Origin of the sequence: Bacillus sp. ISL-41 (assembly GCF_018613235.1) — a bacterium.
Taxonomy (GTDB): Bacteria; Bacillota; Bacilli; order Bacillales; family Cytobacillaceae; genus Mesobacillus.
Window position 1 is genome coordinate 19,009 of record NZ_JAGGQP010000006.1, and the last position, 26,769, is coordinate 45,777.

Below are 26,769 nucleotides of genomic sequence, written 5' to 3' on the forward strand. Positions count from 1 at the left end.
GCACGGTTGATGAAACCGGCCATGTTCACGTATGCTCTTTGGTCTATTTTGAAAAATGAATTTAGTTTATAATAGAGTCTATAGGCAGGAACTTGTCATTTTTATAGAGAATATGTAATAGGGAGTTCATAAAGGTGGTGTAGGGTGATGAAGCCTTCTTTTTCGCGCTTTTTTGGCCTTGGGGAAAAGGAAAAAGAACGGAATCAAATGGAAGAACAGAACCAAGTGGAAGAACAGACGGTTGAGGATATTGACAACATAGAAAACGAAGAAATAAAGAAAATTCCGATTGACCATATTATTCCAAATAGATACCAGCCAAGAACTGTATTTGATGATGAAAAAATTGAAGAATTGGCCCGTACCATTCACATACATGGAGTGATCCAGCCTATCGTCGTCCGGGAATTCGATCAGGATCGGTTTGAAATCATCGCAGGTGAACGCCGCTGGCGAGCGATGAAAAAGCTTGAGTGGGAAGAAGTTCCTGCAATTGTTAAGAACTTATCCGATTCCGAAACGGCATCCGTTGCTTTGATCGAGAACCTCCAGCGTGAGGAGCTGTCACCGATTGAAGAAGCAATGGCTTATGGTAAATTGCTGGAAATCCATAACCTTACCCAGGAAGCCTTGGCGCAAAGGCTGGGAAAAGGTCAATCAACCGTTGCGAATAAGCTGCGATTGCTTAAGCTTCCACAGGAAGTGCAGGATGCACTTTTGAATAAGTTGATCACAGAACGTCATGCCCGTTCGTTAATTCCGTTAAAAAACCCTCAGCTTCAGGTACAGCTATTGGCAGAGGTCATTGAGAAAGCCCTCAATGTCAAACAAACGGAAGAACGCGTCGTAAAGCTACTGAGTCAGAATGAAGAGAAGCCAAAGCCAAAGCGGAAGGCATTCAGCAAGGATATGAGGATTGCCGTCAATACAATCCGCCAGTCACTGACAATGGTTTCCGACAGTGGCATCAATCTCGATTCGGAAGAAGAAGAGTTTGAGGAATTCTATCAATTCACGATTCGCATACCAAAGAAGAAATAATAGATTGCTAGCGGGGGACAGGCTGTCTCCCGTTTTTTTTGTTGCAAAATTAAGGTTATCAGCTGAAGAAGAGTGCTGTGTATATAAGTTGAACTTATGAATTCGAAATGAAAAGTAAACTTTCTGGTTCAACTTATATAGTTAAATAACTTTTCATATTACCGCATTATTACTTTGGCATAAAAATTCTATCAACTATCTTGATTCATGATAAAATAGAATACATGATTGCTTTTTTTAAGATTTGTTTCCCTTGATTCAGTGAGGATTCATAATCTCCTTTTATAATTTATGTTTCTACTTCGATGAGTGTCTAGCTCCAGCGCCTAGCCAGTTTTCTTCCCTGCTAGTGCTTCCTCGAGTATCTTGCGAGAAGCGTTAGCTTTGAGCAGCTCGAGTCGCTTGTCTAGTGTCGCCTCCTAGAAACTCCGAAACTTCAACTCCGCCGGCAGAAGCAAAAAGCGCTTCTTTGTCGGAGTCTCCAGTTTCTGCGTTTCTGGGCAGTCGGCTATACATTTCGATTTCAGTCCTGCCAATGAAGTCAAAGAGCGACTTCACTGTCAGGCCCTCCAGCGCTTGTCGGGGCTGACCAAGGCCCTTGCGCTTTTCTAATTATTTTACGGGTTTGAAAGAAGGTGACAATGTGGGAAAAATCATTGCGATTGCGAATCAAAAAGGCGGAGTCGGCAAAACGACGACATCGGTGAATCTTGGTGCTTGCCTTGCATACATAGGAAAAAAGGTGCTGCTTGTCGATACGGACCCCCAGGGAAACGCTACGAGCGGTGTGGGGATTGAGAAAGCGGATGTTGAGCAATGCATCTATGATGTTCTTGTTGACGATGTTGAAGCCAAGAATGTAATCCATCCAACAGCGGTAGAAAATTTATATACAATTCCTGCAACGATCCAGCTTGCTGGAGCAGAAATTGAGCTTGTACCCACAATTTCAAGGGAGGTTCGCTTGAAGCGGGCCCTCGAGGAAGTAAAGGATCGTTTTGATTATATTATCATCGACTGTCCGCCGTCCCTTGGGTTATTGACACTGAATGCTTTGACGGCTTCAGATGCTGTCATCATCCCTGTCCAGTGTGAGTATTATGCGCTGGAAGGACTAAGTCAGCTCCTGAATACGGTCCGGCTCGTACAAAAGCATTTGAACCAGGATTTGAAGATTGAAGGCGTCCTGCTTACCATGCTTGATGCGCGTACGAATCTTGGTCTCCAGGTCATCGAGGAAGTGAAGAAATACTTCCAGGACAAGGTATATAAGACAGTCATTCCACGGAATGTCCGGTTGAGTGAAGCTCCAAGCCATGGAGAGCCAATTATCATTTATGATCCAAAGTCCCGAGGGGCAGAGGTTTATTTAGATCTTGCAAAGGAAGTGGTTGCAAATGGCTAAAGGCTTAGGTAAAGGATTGAATGCATTCTTTAATATGGAAGCTGAACAAGAAGAGAAAGTCCAGGAAATAAGCATCAAAGAAATAAGGCCGAATCCTTATCAACCACGAAAAGTTTTCCAGCCAGAAGCGATCGAGGAATTGAAACTATCAATCCAGGAACATGGTATCCTTCAGCCGATTATTGTCAGGAAAACGATAAAAGGCTATGAAATTGTCGTTGGGGAAAGACGTTTCCGCGCAGCGAAGGAAGCAAAGCTGGAAACAGTTCCGGCAGTTGTCCGCGAATTGAATGAGCAGCAAATGATGGAGCTTGCCGTATTGGAAAATCTTCAGCGTGAAGACCTGAATCCGATCGAAGAGGGTATCGCCTATCAAACTCTGATTGAAAAGCTGAAGCTCACACAAGAAGAGTTAGCGAAAAGGCTGGGCAAGAGCCGGCCGCACTTAGCAAACCATATACGTTTGCTGTCGCTGCCTCCTAAAATACAGCATCTGATTTCAGATGGCAAGATATCAATGGGACACGGGCGCGCGCTACTAGGGTTAAGGAAGAAGGACAAGCTTCCGGTGCTGGTGGATAAAATCCTTAAGGATGGAATGAATGTCCGCCAGCTTGAGCAGCTGATCCAGCAGATGAACGAAGTTGTTCCACGTGAAACAAAAAAGGAAAAAGTGACAAAAGATGTTTTCATCCGTGAACGGGAAACGACGCTTCGAGAGCGCTTCGGCACAACAGTGAACATCAAACAATCCAAAAACAAAGGGAAGATTGAAATAGAATTTTTCTCTAAGGATGATCTCGAACGTATTTTGGAACTATTAGATCAGCAAAACTCTTAAGCTATCGATTTGATGGCTTCTTTTTTTACATACACGTATTCATACAAAATCTGAAGATAGGTGAACAATATGTTTTTACTTGGCACCATTGTAAATGGTTTATTAATTATTGTAGGGACCTTGCTGGGCAGACTATTGACAAGAATCCCTGAAAATATGAAAGCTACAGTCATGCATGGCATTGGGCTTGCTGTAATGGTGCTGGGACTGCAAATGGGCTTTAAAAGTGCTAATTTCCTGATCGTCATTTTAAGTCTTGTGATTGGTGCGGTGCTCGGAGAAGCCTGGCAGTTGGAGGATAAGCTGAATTCAGTTGGGGACTGGCTTGAAAGAAAGCTTGGCTCAAAAGGTGAAGGGAGTATTTCACAAGGGTTTGTGACTGCGACGCTGATTTTCGTCATTGGCGCCATGGCCATTATTGGCGCTCTCGACAGCGGGATCCGAGGCGATCATGATGTCCTTTATACAAAGGCAATTATTGACGGCTTTACGGCACTAATTCTGACTACTACACTAGGTATTGGCGTTCTTTTTTCAGCCATTCCGGTTATGCTTTACCAGGGGACAATTGCATTATTCGCGACGCAAATTGATAAGTTTATTCCACAGGCATTGATGGACAGCTTTATCCTTGAATTGACTGCAACCGGGGGTGTCATGATTTTTGCCATCGGCTTGAACCTGATCGGTTTGACAAAAATCAGGGTTGCGAACCTCCTGCCAGGTATCCTGGTTACTGGCGTGCTTGTTACGATTTCACACTATATGATTGGCCTATAAAATTGAAAAATGCCTGGATAGCCTCCAGGCATTTCAGGCAATTTATTCGGCAACTGTTGGCTGCTCAGTTTCTAGGTCCCAGTTGATTTTAGGCCAATCCTGCTTCTTCGGCAGCTGCTGGCTGCTCTCAAAAATACCATTCGCAATCGTTTTCGCCATTTTTAAGACGAGGTTCAACCTTGTGTTTTGCAAAACAAAGAATTCCATGAACCCGCTGACATTGACGATGCCTGTAATGTGCATATTGCCGACCTCAGGAAGTTCCTTATTCACTCCGGCACCTGGCTTGACTGGCCCATTGCCTACCTGGATGGACCCGACACTTTTTAACCTGCCGAGACAGGCGTCTATGCCAATAATAAAAGGATTGAAGTGTTTTTCTTTGATTTCCGCCAGTTTTGCATCCATATTGACAGCATGTATCGGATCATCGAGAGTTCCATATACATGGTAAGGTGCAATTTCTTTTTCCTCGAGAAGCGTTCCGATTAGCGGACCCAATGAATCACCGGTAGAGCGGTCAGTTCCAATACAGACAAAAACAATTGGGCGTGTGCTGAAATTAGGCAAATGGTCCAGGATTTCAGAAGCCAGCTTTTCGGCAGCTAGCTCATCTTCATGGTTAATTTTTGCCACATTGTTTTTCCGCTCGAAAAAATGGTTTTTGAGATTCATTGGATCAACTCCTTAAAAATTCGTACTATCAGTATACGGACTTTTTTTGTAATCTATACATACCTGTAAACAGAAAGATTTAAACAGGGTCTTTTGGAGCAGCGAATCTTTTTCGGAGGAAAAAGGACTTATTTTTTATGAAAGACTTAATAATGGTTGAGTCCCTATCACAAAATGATTATTCTATATTAAAATAATAAAATGTTGATTTTGAATGAAACCTTCATACTATCTACTTATACCACCAACTTACAGTAACAGCCTTCTTTAACTACATTATAAAACTTGTTAAAATGATTGTGCTTGTATGAAATCTTCTACTTTGTTACATAAAGTATGATAATGTAAGCGTGAAATTTACAGGCGGGTGAAATTATGACTAAAACGGAAGAAAGTCTGACCAGAACACAAGCATTTTTAAATAAACTCAGTCAAAAGCTGATGGATGAAGAACTCTGGTTCGCGATTGGGGAAAGTGCCCTGAAAATCCTGGCGATCCTGATTATTTCAGGTTTGCTGATCAGAGTTGGCAAGGTTGCGATCCAGAACTTTTTCAAGATGAAAACAAGGGGACCAATCAAAGTTTCTGAACGGCGAGAAATGACCTTAATGAAGCTGCTCGAAAATGTCCTAAAGTATGTTGTGTACTTTATTGCGATCATGTCCATTCTTGCGGCGCTGACGATCGATGTCAAGGCAATGCTTGCCGGTGCCGGGATTGTCGGTTTGGCTGTCGGTTTCGGTGCACAGAGTCTCGTAAAAGACATCATCACCGGTTTCTTCATTATTTTTGAAGATCAGTTCTCTGTAGGTGATTATGTCAGAATCGGACAATTTGAAGGAACGGTAGAGGAAATTGGGCTGCGGACGACGAAGATTAAAAGCTTTACAGGGGAAATCAATATTCTTCCAAATGGCAGCATCATAGAAGTCACCAACTTCTCGGTTTATAACAGCGTTTCGGTTCTCGATATAGGGATTGCTTATGAAGGGGATATTGAATACGCTGAAAAAGTACTGCAGGATTATCTTGAAACAACAACTGAAAAGTATCCAGAACTGGTGAAGACACCCGAGCTTTTAGGTGTCCAGCAATTTGGCGCTTCAGAGGTTGTGATGAGGATCGTCGCGGAAACACTTCCGATGAAACACTGGTATATCGGAAGACAGCTCCGCAAGGACATCAAGCTTCTATTGGACCAGCACGGAATTGAAATTCCATTCCCAAGAATGGTTATGTATTCACGCCAGGAAGGCGGAGAGCAAAAAGAATTCGGTAAATAAACAAGGAGGTTTTACAATTGGAGCACGAGTTTCAACTGAATGACGTTGTTGAAATGAAAAAACCACATCCTTGCGGCACCAACAAGTGGAAAATCATCCGCCTTGGCATGGATTTCCGGATCAAATGTGAAGGCTGCGAGCACAGTGTCTTGATTCCCAGAAAAGAGTTCACACGAAAAGTAAAGAAGATTTTATCGAAGCAGGGTGAGTAATCCTGCTTCTTTTTTTATCGTAATTGTATTATCCTTATTAGTAAAATTAACGAACGATATAGAGAATGATTGGGGGGAGATGAGGAAGTGGCGACAGTACATCATTCAGCGTGTCCATTGAATTGCTGGGACAGCTGCGGGTTCCTTGTTACCGTGGAGGACGGAAAAGTAACAAAGGTTGAAGGGAATCCGGAGCACCCGATTACACAGGGGAAAATTTGCGGTCGCGGCAGGATGCTTGAGAACAGGGCAAACTCGGAAGACAGATTGCTTTATCCTCTGAAAAAAATCGACGGCAGATTTCAGCAGATTTCCTGGGAGCAGGCGCTCGAGGAGATTGCCGAAAAACTGGCCTATTATAAAGAAAGTTTTGGTACCACTTCCGTTTTGCACAGTCATGATTATGCCAACGGTGGCTTGCTTACCAATCTCGACAGCCGCTTTTTTAACCTCTATGGCGGTGTGACTGAATTGACCGGATCGATTTGCTGGGGAGCAGGGATTGAAGCGCAAAACTGGGATTTTGGCGATGCTTACAGCCATGCACCAGAGGATTTGAAAAACAGCAAACATGTTGTGATCTGGGGCAGGAATGTCGCCCGGACGAATATGCATCTTTTCCAAAACCTCCAGGCTGCGAAAAAGAATGGGACGAAGATCTATGTGATTGATCCTATATATAATGCAACGGCCAAGCTGGCACATGAATATATCTCTATCAAGCCAGGTTTTGACGGACTTTTAGCGGCGGGTATCATGAAAGAACTGCTCAGGATGGGTTTGCAGGATGGCGAGTTCCTGGAGAACCATACTGTAGGGTTCGAAGATTTGAATGCATTGCTCGATAGCGTTTCAATAGACTATATCAGTGGAGTGACGGAAGTACCGGCTGACATCATCACCCATCTGGCCGAGGTATATGCTGATAAGCCGGTATCGACCATCATTGGACTTGGTATGCAGCGCTATGAAAATGGCGGAAATACAATCAGGCTGCTGGATGCTCTGGTCGCTGTCAGCGGCAATATCGGCATTTCGGGCGGCGGTGCCAACTATGCGAACAAGCAGGTAGGACAAAGTTTTGACTACCAGAATATGACCATGCCAGAACGGAAAAATTCATCACGTACGTTTACAATGATGAGGCAGGCAGAGGAGATATTGTCGGCGGTGGACCCTGTGGTGAAAATGGGAATCGTTACATGCGGAAATCCATTGACACAGGTACCAGATACGAACAGAGTTCGAGAGGCTTTTGAATCGCTTGAAACCCTCGTGGTGATTGACCAGTTCATGACGGATACAGCGGAGCTAGCGGATTATGTGCTGCCGGCTGCGACAGCTTTTGAGGTAGAAGATGTTTACTACTCTTCTATGTACCATCATTATGTGAACCATGGCCCGAAGCTCGTCGAACCGCCGGGAGAAGCGAAGCCGGACGCATGGGTCTGGACTGAACTAGCGGCTAGATTAGGCTTCGGTGACGAATTTGATTTTAAAAGAGAAGAATTCATCGAGATGGGTCTGGCATCACTGACTGCAAAGGGAATCAGCCTTGATAAAATCCGTGTGGAAAGATTTGCGGAGCTTCCCGTGGAAAAAATACCTTGGGCAGCCAGGAGATTCAAAACGCCAAGCGGCAAGTATGAATTCACATCTTCTGCAGCCGCTGACGGCGGGATCAAACTGTCACTGCCAACAGAGACGAAGTGGACGAATCCCGAGCTGGCAGAAAAATATCCATATACCTTGCTGACAATCCACCCGCTTCGTTCCAATCATTCGCAGCATTTCCATCTGTTCCAGCCGGAGCCGTATGTGAAAGTCGAGATTGCTGGCAGCGTGGCTGCTGAAAAAGGTTTGAAGGATCAGGACGATGTCCGGGTTTGGAATGACAGAGGCGAACTGAAAGGGACAGTTTCAATTTTAAAAATGGCTCATCCGGGAACGGTGAATATTGATGAAGGCTTGAGCGCACGATTCGGCGGCTCCGTCAACCAGCTCACATCCAGCCGGGAATCGGACAACGGCCTCGGCAGTACACTTTATGATTGCCTCGTCAACATCGAAAAAATTGAAAAAGAATGATGTTCGTTTTGCCGCACTTTCATTTTGAAGTGCGGTTTTTCTTTTTGAGAGAATTGGGACCAGCAGTACATTGGCGCCCAAAAAATCAGAATTTCGGAAAAAGAGGTCACCAATAGGCGTAATTAGCGCCCAAAATATCTGAATTTCAAGAAAAGAGGTCACCAATAGCGTGAATGGGCGGTTCCTGATGGAAGCTGGTAATATCGGACGCTTCCTTTTATAAGCTTGTCTTTTCCTTTCGTAATCTCTATAATTGTGAGAGGAAAAAATCGTTTAGGTGATTCTTGCTTGAATAGATACATTTTTAAATAGAGGAGTGACATGGATGGCCTTAACAGCAGGTATTGTTGGACTTCCTAACGTTGGGAAATCTACATTGTTTAATGCGATCACACAGGCTGGTGCTGAATCAGCCAACTATCCGTTCTGTACAATTGACCCGAATGTCGGAATCGTTGAGGTTCCTGATCATCGTTTAACTAAATTGACTGAGCTAGTACAGCCGAAAAAGACTGTACCGACAGCTTTCGAATTCACTGACATCGCCGGAATCGTAAAAGGGGCGAGCAAGGGTGAAGGACTCGGAAACAAATTCCTTTCTCATATTCGCCAGGTGGATGCTATCTGTCAGGTTGTCCGCTGTTTTGCGGATGACAATATCACACACGTTGCCGGTAAAGTTGATCCTATATCAGATATCGAGGTTATTAACCTTGAATTGATTCTGGCTGACCTGGAATCTGTTGAAAAAAGAATCAGCCGCGTCGAGAAATTGGCTAAGCAAAAGGATAAGGAAGCATCTATTGAGTTTCCAATCCTGGCTCGACTGCGCGATGCATTTGAAGCTGAACAGCCAGCACGTGCGGTTGAATTTACTGACGAAGAAATGAAAATCGTTAAACATCTTCATTTGCTCACAATCAAGCCAATGCTTTATGTTGCTAACGTAGGTGAAGAAGATGTCGCAGATCCAAGCGGAAATGAATATGTACAGAAAGTCCGCGAGTTTGCACAAAAAGATAATGCAGAAGTAATCGTCATCAGTGCCAAAATTGAGGAAGAAATCGCTGAGCTTGAAGGCGAAGAAAAGCAAATGTTCCTAGAGGAACTAGGCATTGAAGAATCAGGTTTGGACCAGTTGATCCGTGCGGCTTACAGTCTGCTTGGACTTGCAACTTATTTCACAGCTGGCGTCCAGGAAGTCCGTGCGTGGACATTCCGCCATGGCATGAAAGCACCTCAGTGTGCCGGTGTCATCCACTCTGATTTCGAGCGTGGATTCATCCGTGCAGAAACAGTCCACTACGATGACCTTCTTGCAGCCGGATCCATGGCAGCAGCCAAGGATGCTGGTAAAGTACGCCTGGAAGGTAAAGAATACGAAGTAAAAGACGGAGACATCATCCACTTCCGCTTTAATGTATAATTCATAATGCCCTGCTCATTAGCAGGGCCATTATTTTTTTATTTTAAAATAACTAAGCATGGACAAAAATACGAACATATGTTAGTGTTTTGTTATGGAAATCTATCACATAGAAATAGGCAAAGTAGATTCTCTATACATATCGTTGCCTTTGAATATGTTCTATGATATAATTTCATCTTGTGAGTAATTAATCAATTACTCCTTGCCCTGTAATGGGGCCGTTTAGACCAAAAGGAGGTGACAGTGATGAGAAAGTACGAAATTATGTACATCATCCGCCCAAACATTGAAGAGGAAGCTAAAAAGGCTCTTACTGAGCGTTTCAGCACAATCCTTACAGAAAACGGTGCGGAAGTTGCAGAAGCTAAGGAATGGGGCAAACGCCGCCTAGCTTATGAAATCAATGATTTCCGTGATGGCTACTACCAGCTTGTTAAGGTAAACGCTACTCCGGCAGCAGTTGAGGAATTCTCTCGTCTTGCTAAGATCAACGAAGATATCCTTCGCCACATCGTAATTAAAGAAGAAGAATAATTAATGATATAAATATAAACTTTCAGCGGAAGATGTTTCTTATGGAACATTCATGCTGGGGGGAAGGAGTTGATTCTGATGATGAATCGTGTCATTCTTGTTGGCCGTTTGACCAAGGATCCTGAATTACGTTTCACACCGAATGGAGTTGCTGTGGCTACTTTCACACTTGCGGTAAATCGTTCATTTACCAACCAGCAGGGGGAAAGAGAAGCTGACTTCATTAACTGTGTGGTATGGCGCCGTCCAGCCGAAAATGTTGCTAACTTCTTGAAGAAGGGCAGCCTTGCAGGTGTTGATGGACGCGTTCAAACTCGCAGCTACGAAGGACAAGATGGTAAGCGTGTATACGTTACGGAAGTTCTTGCTGAGAGTGTTCAGTTCCTTGAGCCAAAAGGACAAGGTCAAACTTCAGACAGAGGGGATAACAACTATTCCCGTCAAAATGATCAAGGTTCCCCATTCGGGAATCAGAATCAGAATCAACGCCAGAACCAAGGTTATACCAAAGTAGACGAAGATCCATTTGCAGGTGGCGGCCAGATCGACATTTCAGATGATGATCTTCCATTCTAATATAACTCGGACTTGAAATATAATACACAAGGAGGGAAATGACCATGGCAATGGGTGGACGCAGAGGCGGACGTGCAAAACGCCGTAAGGTTTGCTACTTCACAGCAAACGGAATCACTAAAATTGATTATAAAGATGTTGATCTTCTTAAAAAATTCATCTCTGAGCGCGGTAAAATTTTACCACGCCGTGTAACTGGAACTAGCGCTAAATATCAGCGTAAATTGACAGTTGCTATCAAACGTTCTCGTCAAATGGCATTACTGCCATACGTTTCAGGCGAATAATGATCGGATTTTAAAAGGCAGCGGGACTTTCCCGCTGCCTTTTATATTAGCTATATGTCACTTCGTTTGCTTGTCAGTAGTTTAAAAGCTAAAATAGTTCTTATCGATTATTTTAAAAATAGTTCCTACTTTGGTTCAGGATACTGTTATAATTTCTAGCTTGAACTATTAGGACTGACCAAGGCGCATACGCTTTTCTGTGAGGTGGATTATGAAGAATACATACAAGCTGACGGAAGGTTCCATCCTGTTGGCGATTTTTGCGGTTTTATTATTGATCACTTTTTATATACCTGGTCTTGGGTTAGTTGTTAACCTATTCCTTTCTTTGCCATTCTTATTTTTCGGTGCTAAGTATGACGGGAAAAGTACGGCTGTGTTTACGCTCGCAGCTGTATTATTATCCATGATTCTAGGGTCCCTTCTGGCAATCCCGCTTGCATTGGCATATGGGACGACTGGTGCTGTGATGGGTTACATGGTCAGGAAAGGGAAAAGCAGATTTGCTGCATACATAGCTGGTTCCCTCGTGTTTCTTTTAAATTTAGTGGCACAATATGCATTGTCGGTTATTTTATTTAAAATCAATATCATCGAAGAACTGATGGAGGCTTTTCGAGTCTCTACCGACCAGGCGATCAAAATACTGGAACAAATGGGACAGACCCCTGATGAGAAACTCATTGAGCAATTTGAAACAATGATTGATATGATGGAAGTACTTATGCCAAGCATGTTCGTCATGGCTTCATTTTTAATTGTGTTCCTGCTTCAGCTTGTCTCGTTTCCATTCTTGAAGCGGTTTGGGATAAAAGTGCCATCCTGGCCTCCGTTCAGGGAATTGAATCTGCCAAAGAGTATCTTATGGTACTATCTCATTACGATGATCGCAGCATTGATCATGCAGCCGGAAAAAGGAACATACTGGTTCTGGGTGATTTCCAATCTTACATTCATCCTGCAAATGCTGATGGTTCTCCAAGGGATCTCATTGGTGTTTTATATAACACATATTAAAAAGTATCCTAAAGCTGTTCCAATCATCGTCATTGTCCTAATTTTCCTCCTGCCATTTGTTCTTTATATTGTGAGGATATTAGGTATAATTGATTTAGGGTTTGACTTAAGAAAACGTCTTGGGGAGAAGAAGTAATCAGAAACTAACGCTTTAGGAGCTGAGCACATGCCTTCTTATTTAGAGAGGCGGCAAATACGTTATCCATTGTATGGATTGATGGCCGTAACACTGGTGCTGATTGGATTTCTGTCTTACTATAACTGGATTATAGGAGCAGCAGGGTTCATTCTCACTGGCCTGTTGATATATTTGATTTTTCAAGTGAATCATAAAATCAGGCAGGAGACGGAAGAGTATATTTCCACACTGTCTTATCGAGTTAAAAAAGTCGGCGAAGAAGCTCTGATGGAAATGCCAATAGGGATCATGCTGGTTAATGATGACTATTATATTGAGTGGACGAACCCATTCATAGCTGCCTGTTTCAATGAAGACTCACTTGTAGGAAAATCGCTTTATGATGTTGCCGATGCAGTCATTCCATTGATCAAGCAAGAGGTGGAAACAGAAATCCTCACTCTTCACGACCGGAAGTTCAGGGTCATACATAAACCTGAGGAACGCTTGCTCTACTTTTTCGATGTGACCGAACAGGCAGAAATCGAAAAAATGTACCATGATGAGCGCACGGTTATTTCAATCATTTATCTAGATAACTATGAGGAACTGACTCAGGGAATGGATGACCAGACGAAAAGCAGCTTAAACAGTCTTGTCACTTCCATTTTAAATAAATGGGCGACCAATAATGGGGTATTCCTCAAAAGGGTTTCTTCAGAACGGTTCATCGCTGTTTTTAGTGAGCATATCCTCCAGCTGCTGGAAAAAGGGAAGTTCTCAATCCTTGATGAAGTAAGGGAAACGACATCGAAGCAAAATGTCCCGTTAACATTGAGCATTGGTGTTGGCACAGGGTATTCATCGCTGCCAGAGCTCGGAGCTCAGGCACAGTCCAGCCTTGACCTCGCTTTAGGGCGCGGCGGTGACCAGGTGGCGATCAAACAGCCTAATGGCAAAGTTAAGTTTTATGGCGGCAAGACGAATCCTGTTGAAAAGCGGACAAGGGTTAGGGCACGCGTCATTTCTCATGCATTGAAGGAATTGGTGGTCGAGAGTGACAAGGTCTTAATCATGGGACATAAGAACCCGGATATGGACGCCATCGGCTCAGCGATTGGGATTCTCAAAGTAGCGCAAATGAACAAGCGTGAAGGTTTTATTGTCTATAATAAAAATGAGATTGATACAGGTGTACAACGACTGATGGATGAGATTAAGGAAAATGAATCTCTCTACTCTAGATTCATTTCTCCGGAGCAGGCATATGAAATTGCATCTGATGACACATTGCTTGTCGTTGTCGATACGCATAAACCGTCGCTTGTGATCGATGAGAGACTTTTGAATCGGATTGAGAACGTCATCGTGATCGACCACCATCGCCGTGGAGAGGAATTCATTAAAAATCCTCTGCTCGTCTATATGGAGCCTTACGCTTCATCGACAGCTGAACTCGTGACAGAATTGCTGGAATACCAGCCAAAGAACGGTAAAATCCAGATGCTTGAGGCAACTGCTTTATTGGCGGGAATCATCGTAGATACTAAAAGCTTCACTCTAAGGACCGGGGCCAGGACATTCGATGCTGCTTCATACCTGCGCAGCCATGGTGCGGACACCATTCTGGTTCAGAAGTTTTTAAAAGAAGATATTAATACGTATATCAGAAGAGCTAAAATTATTGAGAATGTATATTTTTACCGGGATAGCATTGTCATTTCAAAAGGCGCGGACGATGTATACTCCGATCATGTGCTGATTGCACAGGCTGCAGATACACTGTTGACGATGGATGGAGTGTCAGCGTCATTTGTCATCTCAAAAAGATCTGAGGATACCATTGGCATCAGCGCAAGGTCGCTTGGCGACATCAATGTCCAGGTGATCATGGAAAATCTAGAAGGTGGCGGGCATTTAACCAATGCTGCGACACAAATGTATGATATAACTACGGATGAGGCAGAAACACTTTTACAAAATGCAATAGATGATTATCTAGAAGGGGGACAAAAAGAATGAAAGTAATCTTTTTGAAGGACGTTAAAGGAAAAGGTAAAAAAGGCGAAATCAAAAATGTGGCAGATGGCTACGCACACAATTTCCTGATCAAACAGGGTCTTGCAGTTGAAGCAAATCAGGCTGCTATGAGTTCCCTTAACGCACAACAGAAGAAAGAAGAGAAAATGGCTGAGCAGGAGCTAGAAGATGCGAAAGCGCTGAAGGAAAAGCTGGAAAAAGTTACAGTAGAATTATCTGCTAAATCTGGCGAAGACGGCCGTCTTTTCGGCTCAATCACTAGCAAGCAGATTGCTGATGAACTGCAAAAGGCGAACGGCATCAAGCTTGATAAGCGTAAAATTGAGCTTTCAGATGCAATTCGCACACTTGGATACACAAAGGTTCCAGTCAAGCTCCATAAAGATGTACAGGCAACTATGAATGTCCATGTAAAAGAAGGAAAATAATTTACAGTTCCATATAGCCGTAAACATGATAAAATAATATAGTTACAGAAATAGGTGATCGGTTCTGCTGATCACTTTTTTCAATTAGACGAGAGAGTCAATTTTGTAAGGGGGCTGGCAGATGAGTGAATTATTCGCGGATCGACTTCCGCCGCAAAACATGGAAGCGGAACAAGCCGTACTTGGCGCAATATTTTTAGAGCCATCAGCTTTAACTCTTGCTTCAGAAATGTTAATACCAGAAGATTTTTACCGTGTTGCCCATCAGAAAATCTTCAATGTCATGCTGGATTTAAATGATAAAGGCAAAGCCATCGACCTTGTGACCGTTACTGAGGAATTGGCCTCATCCAAGCTGATTGAAGATGTTGGAGGCGTCAGCTATTTAAGTGAATTGGCTGCATCCGTTCCGACGGCTGCTAATATAGAGTATTATGCTAGAATCGTAGAAGAAAAATCACTGCTTAGAAGGCTGATCCGCACAGCGTCAGGCATCGCTGAAGATGGCTATATGCGTGAGGATGAAGTCGAAGCATTGCTTGCTGAAGCAGAAAAGAACATTATGGAGGTTGCCCAGCGCAAAGGCGGAGGAGCCTTCCATAATATAAAGGATGTCCTGGTCAGGACATATGATAATATCGAGGAAATGCATAACCGTAAAGGGGATATTACCGGACTTGAGACTGGATTTACCGAGCTTGATCGAATGACAGCAGGCTTTCAGCGAAATGATTTGATTATCGTTGGTGCCCGTCCTTCTGTTGGTAAAACAGCCTTCGCCTTGAATATCGCCCAGAATGTTGCGAAAAAGACAGGAGAAAATGTCGCGATTTTCAGTTTGGAGATGGGTGCAGAACAGCTTGTCATGCGTGTCCTTTGTGCTGAAGGAAATATCGACGCCCAGAGGCTGCGTACAGGTTCCCTGAATGATGAAGACTGGGGCAAGTTGACAATGGCAATGGGAAGCCTCTCGAATGCAGGAATTTTCATTGATGATACTCCGGGTGTCAAAATTACCGATATCAGGTCAAAATGCCGCCGTTTAAAGCAGGAGCAAGGACTAGGCATGATCATGATTGACTATTTGCAGTTGATCCTTGGAAGCGGCCGTGCCGGTGAAAACCGCCAGCAGGAAGTATCCGAAATATCCCGTTCCCTCAAGCAGCTTGCACGTGAATTGCAGGTCCCTATAATCGCGTTGTCCCAGCTTTCCCGTGGTGTGGAACAGCGACAGGACAAGCGTCCGATGATGTCCGATATTCGTGAATCCGGTTCAATTGAGCAGGATGCCGATATTGTAGCCTTCCTTTACCGTGATGACTACTATGACAAGGAATCGGAAGACAAGAATATCATTGAAATCATAATTGCCAAGCAGCGTAACGGCCCGGTAGGAACCGTAAAGCTGGCGTTCGTAAAAGAATATAATAAATTCGTCAATATAGAGAATCGATATGACGAATCGTACGCTCCACCAGGGGCATAATGAGAATTGACCGTGCAGGTTGATTCTCTTTTTTTTATATCTCGATAATCTAGCAGAGCCTTTATTGAGGTCATATAGCACGTGGATTTATACGAACGAATTAAATGAAACACAAATTTAATGTTCGTGTTTAGTTGACTTGTGGTTGTGTTAACTGGTAAACTTTATATGTTTGAAACGGAAAAAAATAACCGTATACCTTTGGAGGTGCTTTTTATATGTCATCCGTAGTAGTAGTAGGGACACAATGGGGAGACGAAGGAAAAGGGAAGATTACAGACTTCCTATCAGAGAATGCCGAAGTGATTGCTCGTTACCAGGGAGGTAACAACGCCGGACATACAATAAAGTTCAATGGTGAAACATATAAATTGCATTTAATTCCATCTGGGATTTTTTATAATGATAAAATCAGCGTCATTGGCAACGGCATGGTTGTGGATCCAAAAGCGTTAGTGAAGGAACTAGCTTATCTTCACGACAAAGATGTTAAGACAGACAATCTGCGCATCAGCAACCGCGCTCATGTCATCCTTCCGTATCACTTGAAGCTTGATGAGGTGGAAGAAGCGAGCAAAGGTGCCAATAAAATTGGAACGACTAAGAAGGGGATCGGTCCTGCATATATGGACAAGGCTGCACGTATTGGAATCCGGATTGCAGATTTGTTGGACCGTGAAGTATTTGAGGAAAAGCTTACACGAAACCTCGAAGAAAAGAATCGCCTGCTTGAACGAATTTACGAAACAGAAGGCTTCAAGCTTGAAGATATTCTTGATGAGTATTTTGAATATGGACAGCAAATCAAGGATTATGTTGTCGATACATCCGTGGTTCTGAACGATGCGTTGGACGAAGGACGCCGAGTGCTATTTGAAGGTGCACAGGGAGTCATGCTCGACATCGACCAGGGTACATATCCATTTGTTACTTCTTCTAACCCAGTTGCCGGCGGTGTGACAATTGGTTCAGGAGTAGGTCCGACGAAAATCACTCATATTGTCGGCGTATCTAAAGCATATACAACACGTGTCGGTGATGGCCCGTTCCCTACAGAGCTAGACAACGAAATCGGCCACCAGATCCGTGAAGTCGGCCGTGAATATGGTACCACTACAGGCCGTCCGCGCCGCGTCGGCTGGTTCGACAGCGTTGTCGTCCGCCATGCCCGCCGTGTCAGCGGAATCACGGACCTATCTTTAAACTCGATTGATGTTTTGACAGGAATTGAAAATCTTAAGATTTGTGTAGCTTATCGCTACAAGGGCGAGTTGATCGAAGAGTTCCCGGCAAGCCTCAAGACACTGGCAGAATGTGAGCCAGTATATGAGGAGCTGCCAGGATGGACAGAAGATATTACAGGAGTGAAATCACTCGATGAACTGCCGGAAAACGCAAGACACTATCTTGAGCGCATTTCACAGCTGACAGGCATTCCATTGTCCATCTTCTCAGTTGGCCCGGACCGCACTCAGACAAATGTCGTTCGCAGCCCTTGGAGATCATAATTTTAAACAAATCCCTCGTTCTTTACAACGGGGGATTTGCTTTTATTTGTAAAACAAACCAACTGTTTTCCAGTTCGCGGAATTAAACAATTTTTATAGAGTCCAGCTAGATAAACAGCATTAAATGTAAACAATAAGAGTACGGTATACGCAGGAAAATTACATTTTTAAAGAAAAAAGCAAAAAAAAATTAAAAAAATATATACAAACAATAAAATGCTATGGTAATATAAACAACGTTGTCACTAATTCGACAAAAAATGATAAGATACGAGCCATTAGCTCAGTCAGTTGCTAACATCTTTGAACTCACTTCAGCGGCAACTTGCGAGAAAGGCCTAAGGTCTTTTGAGCACTGTATCAAGCTAATAATCATTTAGGGTTAAAGTTTTAATACGAGCCATTAGCTCAGTCGGTAGAGCAAGTTGCTCACTTCCTTGAAAAACTTCTGCGGCAACTTGCGAGAAGGACCGTAAGGTCGTTCGAGCATCGCAGATGCGAAAAACAAAACTAACTAGGGTTCACAAAACTAGGTGTTACTTCTTTTCATACGAGCCATTAGCTCAGTCGGTAGAGCATCTGACTTTTAATCAGAGGGTCGAAGGTTCGAGTCCTTCATGGCTCACCAAGATTTTTTTGCGCAAGCAAAAATAATCTTCCTTAGATTCGCGACAGCGAAAAAGATCAACTTTATATCTGGCCCCTTGGTCAAGCGGTTAAGACACCGCCCTTTCACGGCGGTAACACGGGTTCGAATCCCGTAGGGGTCACCATAATACATATATAATTGAGTAGTTTTATCGTGGCTCAGTAGCTCAGTCAGTTGCTTGCTTCTCCGAATAAGCATCTGCGGCAACTTGCGAGAAAAACCGCAAGGTCATTCGAGCAAAGGACTTAAACCAGTCAAATTTTAGGAAATAACTTATTATCTTGGCTCAGTAGCTCAGTCGGTAGAGCAAAGGACTGAAAATCCTTGTGTCGGCGGTTCGATTCCGTCCTGAGCCATTAAAAAAGGGAGCGTGTCATATGACATGCTCTCTTTTTTTTTGTTTTGTAACATTTATGTAATATAACTGTGAACTTCCTATTTTTAACATGTTTGTGTTGCTATTAACAACAATCTTCAATAACAATCCAACTAAAGTAGGAGAATACCCTGATATTACTAGGTTTTTGGCTTATTTTCATTTTCCGAGATAGGAAAATGTACCGATTCTGAATACCATTTAACTGACAAAAATCGTAATTAAATGTCAGCTATTATACATTTTTGTTACATAATGAAGACTAGTCTTCCCATTGATACATTATATGGTAAAGTATAAAGGTACAATTATCAGATAATAGTTATTTAGAACTAGACTAATAGTGTTTGACCGTTGTAGGAGGATCAGGATGAAAAATTTTAAACATAGGCTGTCCAATCTTGCCGGCAAAACATCTAGAGAGATGAAGCCAGCAATAAAAAAGTCGATCATGGCTGCAGTAACTGTAGCTGCGTTGTCTTTTGGTGCAGGAAATGCTGCACTTGCGGCTGAGTCTGACTTAACAACCGTGTATTATGTGTATGTAAATGATAAATTTGTAGGAACTGTAGCAGATAAAGCGCAAGTAGAACAGCTGGTGGAAGACAAGTTGGCATCCGTGAAGAAGGAATACGCTGACCTTGATGTTGAGCTTGGGTTAGACGTATCTTTTATTCCTGAGCAGGTGTTCAGCTCAGCTGCCAACGCAAACACAAGTGAAGTAATCGAAGTGCTTAAAGACGAGATGACTGTTCAAGCCGATGCGTCAGCTCTTTTGATTGGTGATAATCCAGTAGCATTTGTAAAAGATGCTGAAGCTGCAAAAGAAGTCCTTAGGACATTAATGCTTGAACACGTTACTGAAGATGAATTAGCTGAGGTGGAGAGTAGAAAACAATCTCCTAATCTACCAGTACCCGAAGTGAAAGAAAATGAAACTCGTATATTAGACGTTTATTTAACTCTAGAAGTTTCACATTCGGATGAAAAAGTTGATCCTGAAAAAGTACTTTCTGTAGAGGAAGCTGTCCAGCTTTTTAAAAAGGGTACTTTAGAAGAACAGAAGTACCAGGTTAAAGAAGGGGATGTGTTAGGAAACATTGCCAATTCACATAACCTAAAGCTTGCTGAATTACTTACTTTGAATGAAGGTCTTACTGAAGACTCTGTACTAAAACCAGGACAGGAATTGAATGTGACTGTCTTGAAGCCTTTCGTTGAAGTCGTGGTCGACCGCCAGGTTTACGAACAAAAAGAAGTGCCTTTTGAAAGAGAAGTCAAAGAAGACTCATCCATGTTCAAGGGAGATACGAAGAAGCAGCAGGAAGGTAAAGTTGGCAGGAGTGGTATCACCTATTCAGTGTCAGAACAAAATGGCAGGGTAACCAAGAAGGAAGTCATTAATGAAGTCGTACTTGAAGAGCCTGTGAAGGAAATTATCATTAAAGGTACAAAGGTTGTTCCTTCACGCGGAGATGGAACTTTTGTATGGCCAACAAATGGCGGGTATGTATCCAGCAGGCAGGGCTATCGATGGAGCAGGATGCATAAAGGAATTGATATCGCAAGGCCAAGTAACTACACAATCAAAGCTGCTGATAATGGAAGAGTCGTATACGCTGGTAACAGGGGCGATGGATATGGCAATAAAGTCATCATCGATCACCAAAACGGATACCGCACAATGTATGCCCACCTTGCCTCCATCTCAGTTAGCGTAGGCCAGTCAGTTTCTGGCGGTTCGAAAATCGGTGTTATGGGAAGAACAGGTAATTCCACCGGTATCCATCTTCATTTTGAAGTATATAAAAACGGCAAGATTATTGATCCACTTTCTAAACTAAGTCGAAAGTGATTCCATTTTAAAAAAGTCTCTAGATTAACTAGAGACTTTTTTTATTAGTTGTTTTGCCTTTTAGAAGTGATGAGCAGGGAGCTTTATAATGCAGCGCATGAAAATAATCCTGTCAGTTTATTGTTATGGGCAGGATTGGTACAATTGGGAAGAGAAGAATTAGAAGTTATATAACAGATAAATTCAGTTTTTCTCTGTTTTAAAGTAAAATAGATAAGATAGCTTTTTTAAAGAGAGAAAAATTATTCATATATGATTGTTAATTTGGCTTAAAAGGAGAATTGGTATGGAGAAGAAGATACTGGTAGTAGACGATGAAAAACCAATTGCAGATATTTTACAGTTCAATCTAAAAAAAGAGGGTTACGATGTTTACTGTGCATATGATGGGAACCAGGCAGTTGAAATGGTGGAGGAAGTTCAGCCAGATTTGATCCTGCTGGATATCATGCTGCCGATGCGTGATGGCATGGAGGTTTGCCGTGAGGTCCGTAAAAAATACGAAATGCCGATTATCATGCTGACTGCTAAAGACTCGGAAATTGATAAAGTGCTCGGACTTGAACTTGGAGCGGATGATTATGTCACGAAGCCATTCAGCACAAGGGAATTGATTGCCAGGGTAAAAGCAAACCTGCGCCGTCATCAGCAGATTGCAACCAAAGAAGATGAACAGGAAGAATCCAATGAAATTACGGTTGGCTCCTTGACGATCCACCCGGATGCTTATGTTGTTTCCAAAAGAGGAGAAACGATTGAATTGACGCATCGCGAATTTGAACTTCTCCATTATCTTGCCAAGCATATTGGACAAGTCATGACAAGGGAGCACTTGCTGCAAACGGTTTGGGGCTATGACTACTACGGAGATGTCCGAACAGTAGACGTAACGGTAAGACGTCTGCGTGAAAAAATTGAGGATAATCCAAGCCATCCGACATGGATCGTGACAAGACGAGGAGTAGGATACTATTTGAGAAATTCTGAGCAGGAGTAAGGACAGGGATGAAAAAGGTAGGTTTCTTTCGATCCATTCATCTTAAATTTGTGATTATTTATGTCCTGCTTATTCTCGTTGCCATGCAAATCATCGGAGTTTACTTTGTCCGCAAACTTGAGACGACCCTGATGACGAATTACCAGGATTCTATAAAATCCCGTGTGGACCTGCTGGTTTATGATATACAGGAAGAGCTGGTCAAGGAGCGCGGGAAGGAAGACCCTACGAAAGAGGAAGCGATTAGGGAGATTTTAAGAGATTATAAACCTAATGATATTTCCGAAATCAGGGTAATTGACGGGAGCAGCTTTAAAGTACTCGGTACTTCAATCTCTAGTAATCAAGGGATGGTGGGACAGAGGACGCCTGATGTCAAAATCAAGCGTTCAATCATCTTTGAAGAAGATGAAGACGGCATCCAGTTGAAAGGTAATGATAGGGTTTGGGTACTATCCACACCTATCATGCATAACAGTGAAGCAATCGGCGCTGTTTATCTTGTAGCCCAGATTGAGGATATTTTTAAACAGATGAATGATATCAATAAAATCCTGGCTACCGGAACAGCCATTGCCCTGATATTCACAGCCATTTTGGGAGTCTTGCTGGCACAGACGATCACGAGGCCGATCTCTGATATGCGTAAACAGGCATTGGCCATGACGCGCGGCAATTTTTCCAGGAAGGTTAAAGTTTATGGGTATGATGAGATTGGCCAACTTGCGATCACTTTCAATAATCTGACGAAAAAATTGCAAGAGGCACAGGCAACAACTGAAGGAGAGAAAAGAAAGCTTTCCTCTGTCATTTCCTATATGACCGATGGTGTCATTTCAACCGACCGAAAAGGCCGCATTATCCTAATCAATGACCCTGCAACACAAATGCTGGGTGTTCCACGTGAAACAGTGCTGTCCCTGCCGTTGGTTTCAGTACTCGGTCTGGATGAAAATTATACTTTCGAAGATTTACTGCAGGAGAAGGACTCGATTGTCCTTGATTACAGCACCAAAAGCAAGCCATTTATCCTTCGGGCAAACTTTTCTGTTATTCAAAAGGAAAGCGGCTTTGTGAATGGATTAATTGCTGTCCTGTACGATATTACAGAACAAGAAAAAATTGATATGGAGAGACGTGAATTCGTTGCGAATGTTTCCCATGAACTGCGGACTCCGCTGACAACGATGCGCAGCTATCTTGAAGCGTTAGCGGAAGGAGCATGGCGAGATGAGGAAATCGCTCCAAACTTCCTAGAGACTACCAGAGGCGAAACGGAGCGGATGATCAGGCTTGTTAACGATTTGCTGCAGCTTTCAAAACTGGATAGTGTGGATTATCGTCTTTCAAAGGAATGGGTCAACTTCCCGGTCTTTTTTAACAGGATCATTGACCGGTTCGAAATGACCAAGGAACAAAATGTTTCTTTCAAAAGGGAAATCACAGAGGATGCGATTTTCGTAGAAATAGATGAAGATAAAATCACGCAAGTACTCGACAATATCATTTCTAATGCCATGAAGTATTCGCCAGAGGGCGGGACGATCACGTTCAGAGTTAAAGAGCTGGATGACCAGATTGTTGCGAGCATCTCTGATGAAGGTGTTGGTATCCCGAAAGATAATCTTGATAAAATTTTCGACCGTTTTTACCGTGTCGATAAAGCCAGGACCAGAAAACTTGGCGGGACAGGCCTCGGACTGGCCATTGCCAAGGAAATGGTCAATGCCCATGGCGGCAGAATTTGGGCGGAAAGTGTAGAAGGCAAAGGAACAACCGTTCAATTTACTCTTCCTTATGACCGGAGTGCAGAGGATGATTGGTCATGACATATGAAAATATAAAATCTGTTATTTTAGCATTTCTCGTTGCTCTGAGTGGTTTCTTAACCTGGAATATTTGGAATTACCAGCCGGATTATGAGTTAGTCAATAATCAAAAAACGGTTGAAGAAGTGAATATTGCTACACAGAAGGAACTTAAGAAAATCGTTAAGCCACACCAGATTATTTATCATGCAGGCGGGAAACAGTTTGGCTCTGTAGACAATGGTTATATTGATAATATCATTGGTGTCATTTCAAAATGGAAGTACTTTGATATGGAACAGTATCCTGGGCGGATCAGTGAATTTAATGAAAAAATAGCCCAGGGAGACAATACAGAGATTATTTTTCCAGATGAGGTACCAATTGAACTCTATAAAAGAGTATTGAATATTGACGAGAAGGATATCCCGAAGTTTGATTTCGACCGGATCATCATTAATTCAGAAACCCAGCAGAAACAAGAGGGAATTGTCTATTTTTACTCGCAAAAAAACCAGGAAGTCTATGTCAGCAATGTCAGTCCTTCCTATATCAATAGTTTTACAAATAAATACTATGATTCTGCTAGAAGGCTGACGCCATATTTCCTTTATACAGTTTCAGACATCAGGAAAATCTATCTGCCAACCGAAGAAGTGAAAATGGTGATGCATACCTATTACCAAAATCCACTGGATTCAGAACAGTTTAAGGAAGCGCTATTCACGGACCCGAGTTTTGTTCAGCGCAGCATGGTTGATGGCGTTGAGGAATACACCGATGATGCCAGCAAAATGATCGTGGATACGCAAACCAATATGATAAACTATGTGAATCCGGTCCGGTCCGGTGATTCGGTTATCGGCACGAACAATGTTTTACAGAAAAGCATCGAGTTCGTGAATAGTCATGGTGGCTGGACGGAGACTTACCGTTATGTTTATAAGGATGATTTTAACCAGAATGTCCTTTTCCGCCTTTACAGCAAGGAAGGTTATCCTGTCTTCAACCAGATAGGAATGTCCGAGATTTATCAACAGTGGAGACAATCGGAAATCAGCAGATATGTGCGCCCTGGATTCCATCTGGAGCTGCCTTTGAATCCAGATGTCGTCACCAAGACATTGCCGTCTGGATATGAAGCGCTGGAATACCTGCAAAACAAGAAGGATTTTAAGCTGGAGCTGCTTCAAAACCTTATGCCAGGCTATTACATGACCCAGGGCCCAGAAAATTCATTGATCCTGTTGGAGCCAGGCTGGTTCTATTTATATGATCAGCAGTGGAGGCAGTTGATATGGGAGGAGGAATTGAATAATGGATTGGAGTAGGATCAAGACAATCTTTATTCTTACCTTCCTCGTCCTCGATGTCTATCTTGTATATCAGTTCATGAATACGAGGGATGCTGCTCAGTATGAGATTCCAAAGGAAGCAACCCTGGAGGAAAAACTGAAGAACGATGATATCACCTATGTTGAACTTCCTGATATTAAAAAGAAAGAACAGTATCTAAGTGTCAGGACGAAAACTTTCACAACCGAGGAAATGGCAAAGATCAAAGGACAGACAGTCAGCCTTGGAGACGGGACTACTATTGAAGCTAAGCTGGGAAAGCCGTTTAAATTAACGAGCAAGTTCCAGCCAGCCGAGCTGTCCGATTTTATAAAAACGAACATTTTTGCTGGTGAACAGTATAAGTACTGGAATAAGAATGATGAGGAAAAAACGATCACCTATTACCAGGAACATGACAATAAGACTTTTTACTATAACAGCAATGCGAAATTGACGTTTTATTTCAATGAAAATAATGAAGTGACTTCGTATAAGCAAACGTATGTGGAGATCATCGATGAGCTCTCGGATGCAGAAGAATTGCTGCCGCCATTAAGGGCGCTGGAAACTCTTTATAAAAAAGGTTTAATCAAGCCGAAGAGTGAAATTACCGATTTTGAATTAGGATATTCCACTCTTGTTTCACTGACTGCATCACATGTCGTGACACCGACGTGGAGAGTTGAAGTCAATGGCAAAGAGAACCTTTTTGTACATGCATTCGAAGGCCGGGTCATCCCGTTGTCTGACGGAGAAAATAAAATGACGGAGTGAAGAGATATGAGTTTGCATTTTAGTGTTCTCGCCAGCGGGAGTACGGGAAATGCGATCTATGTGGAGACGGAGGGCCAATCCTTTTTAGTGGATGCCGGATTGAGCGGCAAACAGATGGAGGCATTATTTAAGCAAATTGGCCGTGATATAAAGGACCTCTCAGGTATATTAGTGACGCATGAACATAGCGATCATATCAAAGGCATAGGAATCGTTGCCCGTAAGTACAAGCTGCCAATCTATGCGAATGAAAAAACATGGAAAGCGATGGACGGCTTGATTGGGGAAGTCCCGCTTGAACAGAAATTCTCTTTTGACATGGAAACTGTGAAAACCTTCGGCGGCCTGGATATCGAATCCTTCGGTGTCTCACATGACGCGGCCGAGCCGATGTTCTACGTATTCCATAAAGAAGGCAAAAAGCTGGTGCTTATCACAGACACAGGCTATGTCAGCGACCGGATGAAAGGAATCATATCCAATGCTGATGCCTATGTGTTTGAAAGCAACCATGATGTCCAGATGCTGAGAATGGGAAGATATCCATGGAGCGTCAAGCGCCGGATCCTTAGCGATTATGGCCATGTCTCGAATGAGGATGCAGCTGTCGCAATGAGCGAAGTGGCAGGGGACAATACAAAACGGATTTATCTGGCTCACTTAAGCACAGATAACAATATGAAGGACCTTGCCAGGATGTCAGTCACCCAAACCCTGGAAGGCAAAGGCATCTTAGTAGGGGAGCAGTTCGATTTGCTTGATACAGATCCAAAGACCCCAACCCCTTTGACAGCCATTTAACTTGTTTATAGCCATGAATGAATAGGGAAAGGAGTAAAGGCATCATGCTTAGATGCTTTTGCTCTTTTTTATTTTCAAGGCTCTTTTAAAGCTAAGTGTTGTTATTACATCCTGGTGATTGAAGTGGAAGGCGCAAAGACTCCTCCGAAAATGCTAACGCATTTCCATCGTGCGTGGGAAGGTTCGACGAAGCTCTTCAAAGTCCTGCGGGATGAGCAAGTCATCGGGAGACCCCGCAGGCGCTTGAAGCGCCGAGGAGACTCCCGGACTGCAAGGAAGAATTTGATCTTTGAAAAAGCCGGCAGTTGGGCTTTTTCTTAATTCTTCCCCGCGGAAAGCGAAGCGCCTGGAACGGAAATCAACAGCCGAGTTTAACAGAGCAATTTTCAAAAGGGAATTGAGGGGCTTATGATTTAGAAATT

General features: G+C 43.0%; 24 protein-coding genes and 3 tRNA genes. 25 read left to right on the forward strand and 2 right to left on the reverse strand.

Going from position 1 to position 26,769, the window contains the following annotated elements; genetic code table 11:
• The first annotated feature begins 147 nt into the window (after positions 1-147).
• The gene (noc, locus tag J7I80_RS02290) at positions 148-1,041 is read left to right on the forward strand and encodes a nucleoid occlusion protein (protein WP_192472750.1); all 894 of its coding nucleotides are present in this window, start codon (positions 148-150) and stop codon (positions 1,039-1,041) included.
• 378 nt (positions 1,042-1,419) lie between these two features.
• Here the strand turns inward: noc and J7I80_RS02295 are convergent, their stop codons facing one another.
• A complete protein-coding gene (locus J7I80_RS02295; RefSeq protein ID WP_214735815.1) occupies positions 1,420-1,599 on the reverse strand; it encodes a hypothetical protein in 180 nt (59 codons plus the stop codon).
• An 85-nt stretch (positions 1,600-1,684) separates the two neighbouring features.
• Here J7I80_RS02295 and J7I80_RS02300 point away from each other — a divergent pair, with 85 nt between their 5' ends.
• The 3 genes from J7I80_RS02300 to J7I80_RS02310 all read left to right on the forward strand — a co-directional run bounded on the left by J7I80_RS02300 (position 1,685) and on the right by J7I80_RS02310 (position 4,067).
• Positions 1,685-2,446, forward strand: coding sequence for a ParA family protein (locus tag J7I80_RS02300; protein ID WP_102264747.1), 762 nt, complete (start codon positions 1,685-1,687; stop codon positions 2,444-2,446).
• Positions 2,439-3,287: a ParB/RepB/Spo0J family partition protein gene (locus J7I80_RS02305; RefSeq protein WP_214735816.1), complete on the forward strand. Its 849-nt coding sequence runs from the start codon at positions 2,439-2,441 to the stop codon at positions 3,285-3,287. Before J7I80_RS02300 ends, J7I80_RS02305 begins: the two co-directional genes overlap by 8 nt.
• Before the next feature lie 69 nt (positions 3,288-3,356).
• Positions 3,357-4,067, forward strand: coding sequence for a DUF554 domain-containing protein (locus tag J7I80_RS02310; RefSeq protein WP_214735817.1), 711 nt, complete (start codon positions 3,357-3,359; stop codon positions 4,065-4,067).
• Between the two features lie 42 nt (positions 4,068-4,109).
• On the opposite strand, the gene yyaC is transcribed toward J7I80_RS02310, so the two are convergent.
• Positions 4,110-4,742: a spore protease YyaC gene (gene yyaC, locus J7I80_RS02315; RefSeq protein ID WP_214735818.1), complete on the reverse strand. Its 633-nt coding sequence runs from the start codon at positions 4,740-4,742 to the stop codon at positions 4,110-4,112.
• 375 nt (positions 4,743-5,117) lie between these two features.
• On the opposite strand from yyaC, the gene J7I80_RS02320 reads away from it, so the two are divergent.
• The 21 genes from J7I80_RS02320 (at position 5,118) to J7I80_RS02420 (ending at position 26,347) form a co-directional block, all read left to right on the forward strand.
• Positions 5,118-6,026, forward strand: coding sequence for a mechanosensitive ion channel family protein (locus J7I80_RS02320; protein ID WP_192472732.1), 909 nt, complete (start codon positions 5,118-5,120; stop codon positions 6,024-6,026).
• 17 nt (positions 6,027-6,043) lie between these two features.
• Complete coding sequence (locus J7I80_RS02325) at positions 6,044-6,238, forward strand: DUF951 domain-containing protein (RefSeq protein WP_192472731.1); 195 nt, start codon at positions 6,044-6,046, stop codon at positions 6,236-6,238.
• A gap of 87 nt (positions 6,239-6,325) precedes the next feature.
• On the forward strand, positions 6,326-8,326 hold the full coding sequence (locus tag J7I80_RS02330) for a molybdopterin-dependent oxidoreductase (RefSeq protein WP_214735819.1): 2,001 nt from the start codon (positions 6,326-6,328) through the stop codon (positions 8,324-8,326).
• Between the two features lie 325 nt (positions 8,327-8,651).
• A complete protein-coding gene (ychF, locus tag J7I80_RS02335) occupies positions 8,652-9,752 on the forward strand; it encodes a redox-regulated ATPase YchF (RefSeq protein ID WP_214735820.1) in 1,101 nt (366 codons plus the stop codon).
• Positions 9,753-10,001: 249 nt separating this feature from the next.
• A complete protein-coding gene (gene rpsF / locus J7I80_RS02340; protein ID WP_213369671.1) occupies positions 10,002-10,289 on the forward strand; it encodes a 30S ribosomal protein S6 in 288 nt (95 codons plus the stop codon).
• Positions 10,290-10,367: 78 nt separating this feature from the next.
• On the forward strand, positions 10,368-10,865 hold the full coding sequence (ssb, locus tag J7I80_RS02345; protein ID WP_214735821.1) for a single-stranded DNA-binding protein: 498 nt from the start codon (positions 10,368-10,370) through the stop codon (positions 10,863-10,865).
• Between the two features lie 50 nt (positions 10,866-10,915).
• Positions 10,916-11,152, forward strand: a complete 237-nt coding sequence (rpsR, locus tag J7I80_RS02350; RefSeq protein WP_079507585.1) for a 30S ribosomal protein S18 — start codon at positions 10,916-10,918, stop codon at positions 11,150-11,152.
• 211 nt (positions 11,153-11,363) lie between these two features.
• Entirely contained in the window at positions 11,364-12,305 is a 942-nt protein-coding gene (locus J7I80_RS02355) for a YybS family protein (protein ID WP_214735822.1), read from the forward strand.
• A gap of 30 nt (positions 12,306-12,335) precedes the next feature.
• Positions 12,336-14,309: a DHH family phosphoesterase gene (locus J7I80_RS02360; RefSeq protein WP_214735823.1), complete on the forward strand. Its 1,974-nt coding sequence runs from the start codon at positions 12,336-12,338 to the stop codon at positions 14,307-14,309.
• A complete protein-coding gene (gene rplI, locus J7I80_RS02365) occupies positions 14,306-14,755 on the forward strand; it encodes a 50S ribosomal protein L9 (RefSeq protein WP_214735824.1) in 450 nt (149 codons plus the stop codon). The genes J7I80_RS02360 and rplI overlap by 4 nt, the downstream gene beginning before the upstream one ends.
• A gap of 121 nt (positions 14,756-14,876) precedes the next feature.
• Entirely contained in the window at positions 14,877-16,241 is a 1,365-nt protein-coding gene (gene dnaB, locus J7I80_RS02370) for a replicative DNA helicase (protein WP_214735825.1), read from the forward strand.
• Positions 16,242-16,459: 218 nt separating this feature from the next.
• A complete protein-coding gene (locus tag J7I80_RS02375) occupies positions 16,460-17,749 on the forward strand; it encodes an adenylosuccinate synthase (protein ID WP_214735826.1) in 1,290 nt (429 codons plus the stop codon).
• Positions 17,750-18,301: 552 nt separating this feature from the next.
• A tRNA-Lys gene (locus J7I80_RS02380) sits at positions 18,302-18,377 on the forward strand.
• Positions 18,378-18,447: 70 nt separating this feature from the next.
• A tRNA-Glu gene (locus J7I80_RS02385) sits at positions 18,448-18,522 on the forward strand.
• 159 nt (positions 18,523-18,681) lie between these two features.
• Positions 18,682-18,754: transfer RNA gene (locus tag J7I80_RS02390), tRNA-Phe, on the forward strand.
• Between the two features lie 390 nt (positions 18,755-19,144).
• Positions 19,145-20,629: a peptidoglycan DD-metalloendopeptidase family protein gene (locus J7I80_RS02395; RefSeq protein ID WP_214735827.1), complete on the forward strand. Its 1,485-nt coding sequence runs from the start codon at positions 19,145-19,147 to the stop codon at positions 20,627-20,629.
• A gap of 286 nt (positions 20,630-20,915) precedes the next feature.
• Complete coding sequence (yycF, locus tag J7I80_RS02400) at positions 20,916-21,626, forward strand: response regulator YycF (protein ID WP_192472720.1); 711 nt, start codon at positions 20,916-20,918, stop codon at positions 21,624-21,626.
• An 8-nt stretch (positions 21,627-21,634) separates the two neighbouring features.
• Complete coding sequence (walK, locus tag J7I80_RS02405; protein ID WP_214735828.1) at positions 21,635-23,455, forward strand: cell wall metabolism sensor histidine kinase WalK; 1,821 nt, start codon at positions 21,635-21,637, stop codon at positions 23,453-23,455.
• Entirely contained in the window at positions 23,452-24,765 is a 1,314-nt protein-coding gene (locus tag J7I80_RS02410; protein WP_214735829.1) for a YycH family regulatory protein, read from the forward strand. Before walK ends, J7I80_RS02410 begins: the two co-directional genes overlap by 4 nt.
• Positions 24,752-25,546 carry a two-component system regulatory protein YycI gene (locus J7I80_RS02415; protein ID WP_214735830.1) on the forward strand — a complete coding sequence of 265 codons (795 nt, stop codon included), beginning with the start codon at positions 24,752-24,754 and terminating at the stop codon, positions 25,544-25,546. The genes J7I80_RS02410 and J7I80_RS02415 overlap by 14 nt, the downstream gene beginning before the upstream one ends.
• A 6-nt stretch (positions 25,547-25,552) precedes the next feature.
• Positions 25,553-26,347 (forward strand): MBL fold metallo-hydrolase, encoded by a 795-nt coding sequence (locus tag J7I80_RS02420; protein ID WP_214735831.1) that lies wholly within the window; start codon positions 25,553-25,555, stop codon positions 26,345-26,347.
• The last annotated feature ends 422 nt before the right edge of the window (positions 26,348-26,769 follow it).